The 13,680-nt window shown below is 33.6% G+C and carries 16 protein-coding genes and 1 other RNA gene; 16 read left to right on the top strand and 1 reads right to left on the bottom strand.

Features of this window, described 5'->3' with window-relative positions:
* Position 1: 1 nt before the first annotated feature.
* From hisH to murJ, 6 genes are all read left to right on the top strand, one after another.
* Complete coding sequence (hisH, locus tag H964_RS02495) at positions 2-607, top strand: imidazole glycerol phosphate synthase subunit HisH (protein ID WP_039764377.1); 606 nt, start codon at positions 2-4, stop codon at positions 605-607.
* Positions 604-1,317, top strand: coding sequence for a 1-(5-phosphoribosyl)-5-[(5-phosphoribosylamino)methylideneamino]imidazole-4-carboxamide isomerase (hisA, locus tag H964_RS02490; protein WP_039764376.1), 714 nt, complete (start codon positions 604-606; stop codon positions 1,315-1,317). The genes hisH and hisA overlap by 4 nt, the downstream gene beginning before the upstream one ends.
* Before the next feature lie 25 nt (positions 1,318-1,342).
* Positions 1,343-2,095, top strand: a complete 753-nt coding sequence (gene hisF / locus H964_RS02485; protein ID WP_039764375.1) for an imidazole glycerol phosphate synthase subunit HisF — start codon at positions 1,343-1,345, stop codon at positions 2,093-2,095.
* Between the two features lies 1 nt (position 2,096).
* A complete protein-coding gene (gene hisIE, locus H964_RS02480) occupies positions 2,097-2,714 on the top strand; it encodes a bifunctional phosphoribosyl-AMP cyclohydrolase/phosphoribosyl-ATP diphosphatase HisIE (protein ID WP_039764372.1) in 618 nt (205 codons plus the stop codon).
* A gap of 106 nt (positions 2,715-2,820) precedes the next feature.
* Entirely contained in the window at positions 2,821-3,900 is a 1,080-nt protein-coding gene (locus H964_RS02475; RefSeq protein ID WP_039764370.1) for a mannose-1-phosphate guanylyltransferase, read from the top strand.
* Positions 3,901-3,921: 21 nt separating this feature from the next.
* Positions 3,922-5,493 carry a murein biosynthesis integral membrane protein MurJ gene (murJ, locus tag H964_RS02470; RefSeq protein WP_039764368.1) on the top strand — a complete coding sequence of 524 codons (1,572 nt, stop codon included), beginning with the start codon at positions 3,922-3,924 and terminating at the stop codon, positions 5,491-5,493.
* On the opposite strand, the gene H964_RS02465 is transcribed toward murJ, so the two are convergent.
* Positions 5,471-5,959, bottom strand: a complete 489-nt coding sequence (locus H964_RS02465; protein ID WP_039764367.1) for a GNAT family N-acetyltransferase — start codon at positions 5,957-5,959, stop codon at positions 5,471-5,473. The genes murJ and H964_RS02465 overlap by 23 nt on opposite strands.
* A 65-nt stretch (positions 5,960-6,024) precedes the next feature.
* On the opposite strand from H964_RS02465, the gene nth reads away from it, so the two are divergent.
* The 10 genes from nth to H964_RS02420 all read left to right on the top strand — a co-directional run bounded on the left by nth (position 6,025) and on the right by H964_RS02420 (position 13,620).
* Positions 6,025-6,681 carry an endonuclease III gene (nth, locus tag H964_RS02460; protein ID WP_039764366.1) on the top strand — a complete coding sequence of 219 codons (657 nt, stop codon included), beginning with the start codon at positions 6,025-6,027 and terminating at the stop codon, positions 6,679-6,681.
* Positions 6,682-6,854: 173 nt separating this feature from the next.
* Positions 6,855-7,787, top strand: coding sequence for an acyl-CoA dehydratase activase-related protein (locus tag H964_RS02455; RefSeq protein ID WP_039764365.1), 933 nt, complete (start codon positions 6,855-6,857; stop codon positions 7,785-7,787).
* Entirely contained in the window at positions 7,759-8,853 is a 1,095-nt protein-coding gene (locus tag H964_RS02450; RefSeq protein WP_039764364.1) for an acyl-CoA dehydratase activase-related protein, read from the top strand. Before H964_RS02455 ends, H964_RS02450 begins: the two co-directional genes overlap by 29 nt.
* Complete coding sequence (locus H964_RS02445) at positions 8,822-9,817, top strand: acyl-CoA dehydratase activase (protein WP_039764363.1); 996 nt, start codon at positions 8,822-8,824, stop codon at positions 9,815-9,817. The genes H964_RS02450 and H964_RS02445 overlap by 32 nt, the downstream gene beginning before the upstream one ends.
* A 34-nt stretch (positions 9,818-9,851) precedes the next feature.
* A non-coding RNA gene (gene ssrS / locus H964_RS12060) (6S RNA) lies at positions 9,852-10,060 on the top strand.
* A gap of 128 nt (positions 10,061-10,188) precedes the next feature.
* Positions 10,189-10,881: a tRNA threonylcarbamoyladenosine dehydratase gene (locus tag H964_RS02440; protein ID WP_039764614.1), complete on the top strand. Its 693-nt coding sequence runs from the start codon at positions 10,189-10,191 to the stop codon at positions 10,879-10,881.
* Between the two features lie 78 nt (positions 10,882-10,959).
* Positions 10,960-11,403: a DivIVA domain-containing protein gene (locus tag H964_RS02435; protein WP_039764612.1), complete on the top strand. Its 444-nt coding sequence runs from the start codon at positions 10,960-10,962 to the stop codon at positions 11,401-11,403.
* A gap of 80 nt (positions 11,404-11,483) precedes the next feature.
* On the top strand, positions 11,484-12,260 hold the full coding sequence (locus tag H964_RS02430; RefSeq protein ID WP_039764362.1) for a polysaccharide deacetylase family protein: 777 nt from the start codon (positions 11,484-11,486) through the stop codon (positions 12,258-12,260).
* Positions 12,261-12,317: 57 nt separating this feature from the next.
* A complete protein-coding gene (locus H964_RS02425) occupies positions 12,318-12,905 on the top strand; it encodes a hypothetical protein (protein ID WP_039764360.1) in 588 nt (195 codons plus the stop codon).
* A 70-nt stretch (positions 12,906-12,975) separates the two neighbouring features.
* A complete protein-coding gene (locus H964_RS02420; RefSeq protein ID WP_039764358.1) occupies positions 12,976-13,620 on the top strand; it encodes a single-stranded DNA-binding protein in 645 nt (214 codons plus the stop codon).
* Positions 13,621-13,680 lie beyond the last annotated feature (60 nt).

Raw genomic sequence — 13,680 nt, 5'->3', positions numbered from 1 at the left:
TTTGAAAAGGATTTGCATTGTAGACTATGGAATGGGTAATTTGAGGAGTGTACAAAAGGCTTTTGAATACTTGGGATTTAGTCCTATTGTCACTTCAAACAAAGATGAAGTAGAAATGTGTGAAGCAATCGTATTGCCTGGAGTAGGTGCGTTTGATGTAGCTTATAAGAACCTTGAAAAGCTTGACTTGGTTGGTATTCTGAAAAGAAAGCTAAATGATGCTATTTTCCTTGGGATATGCTTGGGGTATCAACTTCTTTATGAATTCAGTGAAGAGGGAAATTGTGAAGGGCTAAAGGTTTTAAAAGGCAGTGTAAAAAGGTTTCCTAAAAAGGACACTATTAAGATTCCTCATATGGGGTGGAATAAGATAAAAGTGAAAAATAGCTCAAAACTTTTAAAAGGGTTAGATGGACAGTATGTTTACTTTGTTCACTCATACTATGTTGACAACAAGGACAAAGAGATAGTCTCATCTACATGTGAACATGGAATAGAGTTTGACTCTTCTATTGAAAAAGGAAATATCCTTGCGACACAATTTCATCCAGAAAAAAGTGGTGAGGTTGGGCTTGAAATCTTAAGAAATTTTGGGGGATTGATATGATTGTAATACCTGCAATAGACATAATTGATGGTAAGTGTGTAAGACTTACCCAAGGAGATTACAATAAAATCCATGAATACAATTCAGATCCTGTTGAGCAGGCAAGGTACTTTGAAAAAGAGGGCGCGCGTTACCTTCATGTAATTGATTTAGGCGGTGCAAAGAAAGGGAGTCCAGTTAATTTTGAAGTAATAAAGAGAATAAAAGAAGGTACAAGTTTGACTATAGAATGTGGTGGAGGTATAAGAGATAAAAAGACAATAAATGATTACCTTTTGGCAGGAATTGACTATATCATTTTGGGTTCTATTATCTTTAAAAATCCTGAGTTTGTAAAAGATGCTCTAAAAAAGTTTGGGAATGAAAAGTTTATAGCGTCACTTGACTTTGAAGATGGATTTGTAAAGCTTTCTGGCTGGCAAGAAGCAACTCAAATTTCAATAGAAGAAGGGATTTTGCATATTAAAAAGTTGGGTTTTCAAAAACTTATATATACTGACATAAAAACTGACGGAATGTTAAAAGGTCACAACTTTGAAGCTGCAAAATATATTCGAAGTTTATTTGATGGATTTTTAATATCTTCAGGTGGAATTTCTTCCAAGGATGATATTTTAAAATTAAAAGGTATAGGTGTTGATGGTGTAATTATAGGCAAGGCTCTTTACACAGGGCACGTTAAGCTAAATGAGATAATCAATTTAGTTTGAAAAGCAAAAAAGGAGAAGATGGCTTATGGTTGCAAAGAGAATTATTCCTTGTCTTGATGTTAATAGAGGAAGAGTTGTGAAAGGCATAAATTTTATAAACCTTGTTGAGGCTGGAGATCCTGTTGAATGTGCCCAAAAATATAACCAGCTTGGTGCAGATGAGCTTGTATTTTTGGACATTACAGCCTCACATGAAGAAAGGAAGATAATGATTGATGTTGTAAAAAAGGTTGCAGAAAGAGTATTCATTCCTTTTACAGTAGGAGGAGGTATAAGGAATATAGAAGATATCCGAAATTTACTGTTAGCAGGTGCTGATAAAGTTTCAATAAACTCAGCAGCTGTGAAAAATCCTGATTTGATAAATGAATCTGCAAAAATCTTCGGTTCTCAGTGTATTGTTGTTGCAATAGATGCAAAGAGACACAAAGATGGTTTTCATGTGTATATAAACGGGGGCAGGATTGATACAGGTCTTGATGCTATAAAATGGGCGAAAGAAGTGGAAAAAAGAGGAGCTGGTGAAATCCTTTTGACTTCAATGGACAGAGATGGAACAAAAGCTGGCTATGATTTAGAGTTAACAGAAGCTGTGTGCTCAGCTGTTAATATTCCTGTTATTGCTTCAGGAGGTGCTGGCAGACCTCAGGACTTTTTAGAAGTTTTCAAAGTAGGTGCTGAGGCAGCACTGGCTGCGTCAATTTTTCATTTTGGTGAGATTTTAATTAGTGATCTGAAGCGATTTTTGAAAAATCATAATATTGAGGTGAGAACATAAGATGTTGGATTTATCAGCACTCAAATTTGACAAGAACGGACTTATTCCTGTGATTGTCCAAGATTTCAATACAAATGAAATTTTGATGTTAGCTTACATGAATGAAGAGAGTATAAACCTTACAATTGAGACAGGATATATGCACTATTTTAGCAGAAGTAGAAATAAAATATGGAAAAAAGGCGAGACATCTGGAAATTTTCAGAAAGTAAAGGCGTTGTATCTTGATTGTGATGGCGATGCTATATTAGCAATTGTTGAGCAAACAGGTGTGGCATGTCATACTGGAAATAAAACCTGTTTTTTTACAAACATTTTTGGAGAAGACAAGAAAAGTAAAGTTGATATTCTTTTTAAACTGATTGAAACAATAAATGACAGAAAGAAAAATAAAGTTGAAGGTTCATACACCTGTTATTTGTTCGAAAAAGGCCTTGACAAAATTCTCAAAAAAGTTGGCGAAGAGACTACAGAGGTAGTAATAGCTGCTAAGAATGGGTCAAAGGAAGAGGTTATATATGAAGTTTCAGACCTCATCTATCATTTGAGTGTACTACTTTCATATTTTGATTTGGACTGGACTGATATATTCAAGAGTTTAGAACAGAGAAGAAAGTAGTTAAGTTTTTTAAGACTTTGGATCTTTTCTGTTTTAAAACCTGAAAAATATTGTATAATATAAATGTTAAAGTTTATCTTATTTTGCTTGAAGGAGGGGTTTAAAAATGCAGAAATTTGCAGTAGTTATGGCAGGTGGTGGTGGCACAAGGTTCTGGCCTTTATCAAGGAGTTCGTCACCTAAGCAGTTTTTAAACCTCTCTGGAAATGACATATTAATAAATGAGACTATTGATAGAATATCTAGGGTAATTCCAAAGAAAAATATATTTATTGTAACAAATATAAACCAGAAAGAGATGATAGAAAAGGTTTTAGATAGCGAGGTTGATAGGGACAATATCATCTATGAGCCAATAGGCAGAAATACAGCTGCATGTATTTTATATGCAGCACTGAAAATTAAAAAGTTACATGAAGATGGAATTATGTGTGTATTCCCTTCTGACCACTATATAAAGGACAATGACGGATTTGCGGAGGTTTTAAATACCTGTATTGAGATTGCAGAAAAGACTGATAAACTAATAACAATTGGAATTAATCCAACATTCCCTTCAACGGGATATGGATATATCAAGTTTGATAAAGACTCGCAGGACAAGTATGACAAAAAAGCATATGAGGTTTTGGAATTTGTGGAAAAACCATCATTTGACAAGGCAAAATCTTATATAAAGAGTGGTAACTATCTGTGGAACAGTGGTATGTTTATATGGAAGCTTGACACAATTATCCAGAATTTTAACAGATTTTTGCCAAGGATATACAATAAATTTTACTCTATATATGAATACCTATGGTCAGAAGAGGAATTCAAATATGTAAGTGAGATATATCCAAGTTTGCAGGATATCTCAATTGACTATGGTATAATGGAAAGAGCCGATGAGGTTGTTGTTGTACCTGGGGATTTTGGTTGGAATGATGTGGGTTCATGGGACTCATTGGGTGCAATCTTTCCACCAGATGAGGACGGAAACATTATCAAGGCGTTGCATGTTGGTATAGATACACGCGACTGTATAATTTACGGGAATAATAGACTTATTGCTACCATCAATGTTTCAGACGTTATTATTGCAGAGACAGAGGATGCTGTTTTGGTTTGTGCAAAAAACAGAGCTCAGGATGTGAAAAAGATTGTTGAGATGCTCAAAGAAAAGAAATTGGACAAGTTCATATAAAAGTAAGAAAGGCGGTCTTGTATGTCTGATAATACAAAAAGGATTACAAAAGCAACCTTTTTGGTGGTAATGGCAACAATATTGTCAAAGTTATTTGGATTTTTTCGTGAGGTTGTGTTAGGGGCGTTTTACGGAACAAGCTATAAATTGGATTCACTAATTGCTGCCCAGCTGTTGCCGGGCGTTTTTTTTGCAAGTATATTGGCCTCGTTTTCAACAACATTTATACCAATTTACAATGAAATAGTAGTAAAAGAAGGAAGACAAAGAGCAAATAGGTTTGTAAATAAAGCCCTTTTTTTAATTGTTGCTTCTGCTTTTTTTATTGCAATTATTGGCTTTATTTTTTCACCTTTTATAGTTGACATAATATTTAAGGGTTTTGATTTGCCAAAAAAGCAGCTTACTTCACAGCTTATGAGGATTACTTTCTTTTATATAATCTTTTTAGGAGCTAATTATATATTCCAAGGTTTTCTACAATCAAATGAAAATTTTGTTATTCCAGTATTGGTGGGACTTCCCTTTAATGCAATAATCATTCTTTCTGCTTTCCTCAAAGATTTGTTCGATATATACGCTGTTGCAATTGCCTTTGTTTTAGGATATCTTTCAATGGTGATATTTCAAATACCATTTGCCAAGAAAAAAGGCTTTAAATGGGAACTTGATTTTAATATAAACGATGAATATCTACAAAAGATGTTTAAACTTGTCTTGCCAGTTTTCATTGGTTCGTCTGTAATATCATTAAACTCTTTTGTGGATAGGTATTTAGCTTCATATTTGCAAGAAGGAAGTATTTCAGCATTAAACTATGCTGATAAACTCAACGGCTTAGTTTATGGCATCTTTAGTGCTTCAATTTCAGCAGTTATTTACCCTTATCTCTCACGGTTTTTTTCAAGTAATCAACAGGAAGAGTTCAAAAAGTATTTGATACTGTCAATTAACTCTCTAATTTTGATAATGATTCCAATTACATTTGGAGTTTTTATTCTTAGCAATGAAATAGTCCAAGTTGTCTACGAAAGAGGAGCGTTTAATAAAAAGTCTACATATCTCACAAGTGGCGCACTTATGTTTTTCTCCTTAGGGTATTTAGGGTATGCAGTAAGAGATATACTTAGCAGGACATTTTATTCAATCCAAGATACGTTGACACCTATGAAAAACGGGATATTTGCTGTTGCTGTTAACATTATTTTAAATGTAATTCTTGTGAAGTTTTTACAGCACAGAGGTTTAGCTCTTGGGACAAGTATTGTGGCATATGTGTCGGTATTTTTACTTTTAAGGAGCTTAATTAAGAGAGTAGGGAAAATAGGTTTAAAAAGTTCGTTAATTGTCCTTTTAAAAGCAATTTTTGCATCAGTGTGTATGTTAATAGCTATTATTCTTGCAAAGAAATTTGTATATATAACAACACCTCATTTGTTTTTAACACGAACAATAAATTTAGCAATCCAAATATTTTGTGGAGTAATTTCATATTCAGTTGTGATTTATCTTTTAAAGGTAAATGAAGTCAAGTGGCTCTTTGAAAACTCAAAGCTTGTGTTAAGCAAATTCAGAGATTTAGTTGCAAAATGACAACATCTAAATATCTGCCAAATTTATAACCTACATTATATAGTTTCCCAACCTCAACAAATCCTAAGGATTTGTGTAAGTTAAGACTTGGTTGATTTTCAGCACAGATTTTGGCAATAATATTTTTAAATCCATTTTCTCTTCCATTTTCAATCAAAAATTTTAAAAGCATTTTGCCAATACCTTTTCCTCTGTGAAGATGGTGGATATATATAGAATCTTCTACAGTAATAGAATATCCCTCTTTATCAGAAAAAGGTGATAGACAACCATAACCAATTATAAATTTTGAACTATCTTCAACTACATAAATTGGGTATTTAAAACTGTGTAGGTCAAAGAGTTTTAAAAAGTCCTCGGTAGATTTTGGCTGAGTATCAAATGTTGAGGATGAGTTTAAAACTTCGTAGTTATAAATTGATAAAATTTGTGGTATGTCAGTGATTGTAGCCTTCCTGATAATCATCTTTAAATCTCCTCCTTTTTTGGTCATTTTTAAATATCTAAAAAACAAATAGGGAGTGAACAAAGATTACAAAAACACAAAAGGCAATATACGTAATAGAAAAACTTTTAGAGATCTACCCAGAGCCAAAGTGTACCTTAGATTATGATAAACCATATGAGCTTTTAATAGCAACAATTTTAGCAGCCCAGAGTACTGATGAACGTGTAAATAAGATAACGCCTAAGCTTTTCAAAAAGTATCCTACGCTTGAACACTTTGCAAATGCTAATTTAGAAGAATTGGAAAGAGATATAAAACCTGTTGGGTTTTATAAAAACAAAGCAAAGAGTATAAAAGAAACAGCAAAGATTCTCATAGAAAAGTACAATGGCGTTTTGCCAGATAGCATTGAAGCGTTAACAAAGCTGAAGGGTGTGGGAAGAAAAACAGCAAATGTCATAATGGCAAACATCTTTGGAGTACCTTCCATAATAGTTGACACACATTGTATGAGACTTTCAAACAGAATTGGTTTTGTGAAAAGTAAAGACCCTGATAAGATAGAGTTTGAACTGAGAAAAATAGTTCCATTTGACATGTACACTATATTTAGCAATCTTATGGTTTATCATGGAAGGGCTACATGCAAAGCAAGAAAACCCAAGTGCAGAGAATGCATTATAAACAATGTATGCGACTTTTACAAGAGGTTGTCTAATGACATAATTCTAAATATTTAAAACCATAACCTACAATGCAGAAAAAGTGAATAAACCTCTAAATATTGAAGGTAAGGGGCTGTCAGTTCATCTTTTGGGGCAGTCCCTTATTTTTTTGTATTTTCTAAGGTGAATATGGGGATAATATGTAAATAGTCGATTAGAAATAGAAGATTAAAAAGGAGAAGAGAAACATGAAAATAGGAATTCCAAATAGCTTTTGTTATATCGGAATGGAAAAATTTTTGGCTAATTTTCTCTCAAAAATATCCGATGAGTCAGAAGTAATCTTCTCTGGGCCTACAACAAACGAGATGGTAGAGTTTGGAGTACAAAATAGTATAGAAGAGATTTGTATGCCCGCAAAGGTGTTCATTGGTCACGTTGAATACTTAGCAAAATACCAAAAAGTCGATGCTATTTTACTGCCAAGGCTGACCTCACTTAGGTATAGAACATATTCATGTCCGAAAATTATTGGAATTCCTGACTTAGTAAAAACACATTATACTAACATGAGGATAATCTCACCAGAACTAAACTTAAGAAATGGGATGTCTTATGTAAATGATTTTTTAGTAGAACTGGGCAAACATTTTACAAATGATAAAAGACAATTGAAAAAGATTGTAGAAGGCTTTACTAATAATAAACTTTTAGAATATTTGCCGCCAACCGTAAAAGACAAAAAGAATATTTTAGTCTTAGGACACAGTTATGTCATCTTTGACAATAATCTCAACAAAGATATTCTGCAAATTATAGAATCAAGTGGCTATAACCCAATCTATCCTTTATACCACCACATCTCAGACAAAGACGTTTCACTTGACTTACCAAAACCTTTCTTTTGGTCAACTGCTCAAAACATTTATGAATATTTTTATTGGGCTCAGAAAAATTTAAAACTTGACGGTGTTGTATATCTTATGACATTTGGCTGTGGAATGGATTCCATTTTAGAAGAGGTAATTAGGAGAAGTTGCAAGATATTGAATTTGCCTTATCTTTGTATTACCTTAGATGAACACTCTGCCAACGTCGGAATTCAGACAAGAATAGAAGCTTTTATTGACATGATTGGATGGAGGAGAGAGAATGAAGATTACATTTCCACACATGGGTAATCTCTATATGATTGCAAAACCACTTTTTGAAGAGCTTGGATTTGAAGTCATTGTCCCGCCACTGAATAACAGAAAGACTTTGGAGATTGGGAAAAACTACTCACCTGAATTTATATGTATGCCATTTAAGCTCAACATAGGAAACTTTGTTCAGGCAATTGAAATGGGTGCTGATACAATTGTGATGTTTGGTGGATGTGGTCCGTGCAGGTTTGGATACTATGGTGCACTTCAAAAGGAGATTTTAAAAGACGCTGGATTTGACGTCCAAATGATTGTAATTGAACCACTTCATTATGGAATTGAAAATTTTTTATCTGAAGCAGGGAAGGTTTTTGCCCAAAAAAACTTAATTGGTATTTTGCCTAAAATCTATAGTTTGGCAAAGATGATTGACAGGATTGAAAAAAGAGTGCATTTTCTAAGACCCAGGGAAATGGTAAAAGGAAATGTTGATAGGATATATAATCGATTTAGAATTGAGGCTTTGAAAACAAAAGGTATTGAACAGATGAAAAAGTTAACAGAAGCAACTACTGTACTTTTAGATAATGTGTATGTAGTAGATGAGAATGTAAAAAAGATTGGAATTGTAGGAGAGATATATACTATTATAGATGACTTTGCAAATCTCAATATTGAAAAAATAATTGGTGAGATGGGATATGAGGTGGAGAGAAATTTATATATTTCATACTGGATCGACAATCATTTGATATATCCATTGCTAAGAAAAAGAGACATAGTTGTGAAAAGACATTCAAAAGACATAATGAAGAATATGATTGGTGGTCATGCAAGAGAGACAATTGCCTACGCGAAATGGTTTGAAAGTAAGCATTTTGCCGGTATTGTTCATGTCTTTCCTCTCACATGTATGCCAGAGATTGTAGCAAAGTCTATATTGGCCGATCTCAGAAATGAATTTAGAGTGCCTCTATTGCACATTGTTGTAGATGAAATGGAAAGTGATGTGGGGCTAAAAACGCGTTTAGAGGCCTTTTTAGATTTAATCGAGTCAAGGAGTGAAAAAAGTGGACAAGCTAAACTGCTTTCTTGGAATTGATATAGGCTCTGTTAGTACAAACGTGGTATTGCTTAACGAGAATAACAACATTGTAGAAAGTATATATGTAAGAACAGAGGGCAGACCAATTGAAGTTTTGCAAAAAGTGCTTGCACAGCTTTATCAGAAGTATGGGGAGAGGTTAAAAATCTCAGGAGTTGGGGCAACAGGATCTGGTCGTAATCTTGCTGCAATAATGGTTGGAGCAGATACTGTAAAAAATGAGATTACAGCACATGCAAAGGCAGCAATTCACTTTATTCCAAATGTGAGAACAGTAATTGAGATAGGTGGACAGGACTCAAAGATAATTTTGATAAAAAACGAAATTGTAGTTGACTTTGCAATGAACACTATCTGTGCTGCAGGGACAGGTTCATTTTTGGATAGGCAAGCAGAGAGGCTAAACATTCCTATAGAAAGGCTTGGAGAGATAGCAATAAAATCTAAAAATCCTGTGAGGATTGCGGGAAGGTGTGCTGTGTTTGCAGAATCTGACATGATTCACAAACAACAGCTTGGACATCTTTCCGAAGATATCCTTTTTGGACTTTGTTTAGCGCTTGCAAGAAATTATATCTCAAACGTTGCAAAAGGTAAGACAATTGAAGAGCCTATTATATTTCAAGGTGGAGTTGCTGCAAACATCGCAATGAAAAAGGCGTTTGAACAGGTTTTGCAAAAAGAGATTGTTGTTCCTCAGTATTTTAATGTCATGGGAGCAATAGGTATAGCCCTTTTAGCAAAGGAGAAGACAAAGGGGCTTATAAGTAACTTTAAAGGGTTTGATTGTATCAACAACAGTAAGTTTGAAACAAGGGGATTTGAATGCAAAGGGTGTTCTAATAACTGTGAAGTAGTAGAATTTTACAACAATAATAACTTAGTTGCTACGTGGGGTGACAGGTGTCAGAGATACTCAAGTAGCAAAAATCACCATGTTGAAAAGTCGAAGAATCTGTGATATATTTAAATTAGAAAAGAAAGTAGCCCAAAAAGGAACTCTGCCGTGTGCGTTACAAGATGGTGAAGTTCCAGGCCAACACCATCATAAAAGGGAATCCAGAGTCCAATAGTGGCGCATAGGCTTCCCACCCAAGATTTTGTTTGGGTGACAAACAGGAAGTAATGCAAAGCTATTGGCAGGATACCCACCTGCTGAGGCAGGGTCTGGGAAACTCCCTGAGGACGGCATGGTGGAGTTCCTGAACAAAATGAAAAGAAAGTGTACAAAGGCCCATGAATTTAAATGGGTCTTTTATTTTTATCTTAATTCTCATTTTTGAATTTGAAAGGAGAGTTGAAGTGGATACAGTGGATATATTTCAAAGGACAATGATGCTAATAGGGGAGGATGGACTTAAGAAATTGTCAAACGTAAACATTGCTGTATGTGGTCTTGGTGGAGTTGGAAGCTTTGCTTTTGAAGCACTTGTAAGATGCGGAATACAAAATTTTGTGATACTCGACAAGGATAAGGTTTCAGTTTCAAATTTAAATAGACAATTAATAGCTACTATATCAAATATAGGTAAATCAAAGGTTGATATTGCATATGAAAGAGCTTTAGATATAAATCCTTTTGTAAATGTGTTGAAAATTCCGAAAGAAATTAATCCAGAAAATGTTGAAAAGTTACTTGGCAATACAAAGATAGATTACATAGTTGATGCAATTGATGATGTCTCTGCAAAGATTGCATTAATTAAATTTGCAATTTCAAGAGAGATAAAAATTATCAGTAGTATGGGCATGGGGAATAGGTTAAATCCATCTTTACTGAGAATTTCTGATATCTACTCTACAAAAAACTGTCCACTTGCTAAAAAGATAAGAAGTATACTGAGAAAGGAAGGAATAAAAAAACTAAAAGTGGTCTACTCCGAAGAGAAACCTCTCAAGCCTGATTACAAGTTTTTAAAGGAAAAGACGCAAAAGGCTCATGTGCCAGGCAGTATTTCATTTGTTCCACCTGTTGCCGGATTTTTAATGGCTTATGAGGTTGTGAAGGATCTACTTGGGTGGTAACCAAATTTGTTGTACAAAGAGCTGTTTTTTGTGTTAAAATATCAAAAAAGGATTGTAAAATGGAGGATACATAAGAAAATGAGTACCTACAAATTTGCAAGAGCGTTTAGAGGATTCAAGCCAAGTTCTGTAATTGAATATCTCAATAACCTTGAGAAAACATACGAAAAGGAAATAAAAGAGAAACAAGAGACAATTGTAGAACTTCAAAAAGAAAATGAGGAATTGAAAAAGAAGCTTAGCAAGCTTGAAGAGGAATTTTCAAAATTAAATGAACAAAAGATTAAAATTGCAGAGCTACTGATTATTGCCCAGGAAAAGGCAGAGAGTATTGTTTCAAAGGCTATAGAAGAAGGAGAAAATAAAAAGAAAGCGTTGCTTGAGGAGATTGAAGAGCATGAAAAGACATTGCAAGGTTTAAAAGAAGAAATAAAAAGGATAAAGAGCGAGCTTCAGTCTGTGATAAGCAAGTTTGAAAATGAAACAGGAAATAAAGGCGAAGAAGAGGAGAGTTCAGATTGAAATATTGAGCTCTCCTCTTTTGCATATTGTTTTCCTATCTTTCATAAACTTACTGTAGAAAAATTATTTTAAAGTGAAGGATGATAAAGGTCATTAATATCTCAAGGATTGTGAGAGTGTTATTTTATTTTATCCTTATAGTGTTTCTTGCAAGTTGTATTTACATTTATTCAGAAGTTGCAATAGAAGTTATAAACCAGAAAAAACTTCTTCCCATCTATTGTGTTGCAAGAAATGATAATAAAATTGCAATTACATTTGATGCTGCTTGGGGTAATGACGATACAAAAGATCTTCTCAAAATTTTAAAACAGTATAAAGCAAAAGCTACGTTTTTCTTGGTCGGTTTTTGGGTAGAGAGATACCCGAAGGATGTACTTGAGATTTGCAAAGAGGGACATGAGATTGGAAGTCACTCTGACAAACATTTACACATGTCTAAACTATCAGAAACAGCTATTATAGAAGACATAAAAAGTTGTGAAGAAAAGATTTCAAAGCTAATTGGCAAAAGACCAGTTGTATTCAGAGCTCCCTATGGCGATTATAACAATACTCTAATCAAGACCCTCACTTCCTTAGGCTATTATGTAATCCAATGGGATGTTGATTCACTTGATTGGAAAGACTTGCCTGAAGATGATATAGCACAAAGAGTATTAAGGAAAGTAAAGAGTGGATCAATAATTTTATTTCACAATAACGCAAAGAACACAAAGTATGCACTTCCAAAGATATTAGGTGAGCTTTCAAAAAGAGGATACCAGTTTGTAACAGTTTCTGAATTAATATACAAAAATAACTATTATATTGATCACCAAGGTATACAAAGAAAGTTAGAAAATACAGTTAAATAAATTAAAACCGCACGGGTCACACTAATATATACACTTCATTTTAAACGAGGAAATGTTATGACAAGAGTGTATGTACTGTCAAACAGTGTGCAATTAAAAGAGTTATTTAAAAATAACTTTGTTGATGTTATCAAAAAAAAGGGTAAAAAAATATTAGAGATAGATTTGGCAAAGAACCGTAATAAAAAAGAAAACCTTGTATTATTAGTATCACAACTCAAATTGCTTTTTGATTATATCATTTTGTACTCAGATTGTCCAGAGCAGACTGCAAAGATTTGTGATATAATAATTATCTTACAAAATGAGCTTTTAGATGGGCTGTCAAGTGTGTTAAATAAACAACAAGTGGTTTTGCTTTTTTCAGATGACACAGCTAATAGAAATCTCAATGGTATCAGTTCAAAGATTATAGATATAGGTTTTTCGCCACAAAACACTGTAAACATTACCCATTTAGAATATGGACACGACAATAAAGTAACTTTTAATCTATTTTTTCAAAGAGCTGTTGAAGATATTGAAGGAAATTTTGTTATTGAGAAAGAAATAACAGAACATTGCGTATATACCTTAATAGACTATGAACTTTTGTATGTGTATCCTCTTATTACTACATTGAAGGTTTTGTTTCAATTAATTTGAAAGTCTAAAAACGCAACTTTTTGAATAGGATAAAAATAAGCTAAAAAAATACGAAGGGATGAGATTAATTATGCCTCAAAATCCTTTAGATAATAATAGAGTTTACTTATGTGGCAAGGTAGCAACTCCACTTAATTTTAGCCATGAGAGTTTTGGTGAGAAATTTTTCACATTTAAGCTTGAAGTACCAAGGCTTTCTCAGCAAAAGGATGTATTGCTTGTTACAATTTCAGAGAGACTTTTGATTAACGTAAACCTTGATGAAGGAAGCCTTATAGAAGTAATTGGCCAGTTTAGGTCTTATAATAATCCTTCAAATATTGGTAATAGGCTTATTCTCACTATTTTTGCAAGAGATATAAAAAATGTAGAGACCATTGACCCAACCAGAAATATAAATGAGATATTCCTAAATGGGTATGTATGTAAAAAACCTCAATATAGAACAACTCCATTGGGCAGAGAGATAACTGACATATTACTGGCTGTAAACAGGCTTTATGGCAAATCAGATTATATTCCCTGTATTGCGTGGGGTAGAAATGCAAAATATGCAAGTACCTTCCAAATAGGTGATAATATAAAAGTATGGGGAAGAGTCCAGAGTAGAGATTATCAGAAAAGATTAGAAACTGGCGAAGTTGAGACAAGAACTGCCTATGAAGTCTCTATATTCAAGCTCGAAAAGGTAGAAAATGAGCAGCAAAAAAGCTAAGCATTTCAAAAAGGCCTTTTTGATATGGATATTCTCATAAAAATGTGATAAAATCTTAAA

Origin of the sequence: Caldicellulosiruptor sp. F32, from assembly GCF_000404025.1 — a bacterium.
Taxonomy (GTDB): domain Bacteria; phylum Bacillota; class Thermoanaerobacteria; order Caldicellulosiruptorales; family Caldicellulosiruptoraceae; genus Caldicellulosiruptor; species Caldicellulosiruptor saccharolyticus.
The sequence above is the reverse complement of the archived record's forward strand: the minus strand, read 5'-3'. Positions and strand labels throughout refer to the sequence as shown.

What these genes read in the sequence shown, in the direction of transcription:
- hisA (WP_039764376.1), top strand. Translation starts at nt 604, where the DNA reads ATGATTGTAATACCTGCAATAGACATAATTGATGGTAAGTGTGTAAGA.
- hisF (WP_039764375.1), top strand. Translation starts at nt 1,343, where the DNA reads ATGGTTGCAAAGAGAATTATTCCTTGTCTTGATGTTAATAGAGGAAGA.
- hisIE (WP_039764372.1), top strand. Translation starts at nt 2,097, where the DNA reads ATGTTGGATTTATCAGCACTCAAATTTGACAAGAACGGACTTATTCCT.
- H964_RS02475 (WP_039764370.1), top strand. Translation starts at nt 2,821, where the DNA reads ATGCAGAAATTTGCAGTAGTTATGGCAGGTGGTGGTGGCACAAGGTTC.
- murJ (WP_039764368.1), top strand. Translation starts at nt 3,922, where the DNA reads ATGTCTGATAATACAAAAAGGATTACAAAAGCAACCTTTTTGGTGGTA.
- H964_RS02465 (WP_039764367.1), bottom strand. Translation starts at nt 5,959, where the DNA reads ATGATTATCAGGAAGGCTACAATCACTGACATACCACAAATTTTATCA.
- H964_RS02455 (WP_039764365.1), top strand. Translation starts at nt 6,855, where the DNA reads ATGAAAATAGGAATTCCAAATAGCTTTTGTTATATCGGAATGGAAAAA.
- H964_RS02450 (WP_039764364.1), top strand. Translation starts at nt 7,759, where the DNA reads ATGAAGATTACATTTCCACACATGGGTAATCTCTATATGATTGCAAAA.
- H964_RS02440 (WP_039764614.1), top strand. Translation starts at nt 10,189, where the DNA reads ATGATGCTAATAGGGGAGGATGGACTTAAGAAATTGTCAAACGTAAAC.
- H964_RS02435 (WP_039764612.1), top strand. Translation starts at nt 10,960, where the DNA reads ATGAGTACCTACAAATTTGCAAGAGCGTTTAGAGGATTCAAGCCAAGT.
- H964_RS02430 (WP_039764362.1), top strand. Translation starts at nt 11,484, where the DNA reads ATGATAAAGGTCATTAATATCTCAAGGATTGTGAGAGTGTTATTTTAT.
- H964_RS02425 (WP_039764360.1), top strand. Translation starts at nt 12,318, where the DNA reads ATGACAAGAGTGTATGTACTGTCAAACAGTGTGCAATTAAAAGAGTTA.
- H964_RS02420 (WP_039764358.1), top strand. Translation starts at nt 12,976, where the DNA reads ATGCCTCAAAATCCTTTAGATAATAATAGAGTTTACTTATGTGGCAAG.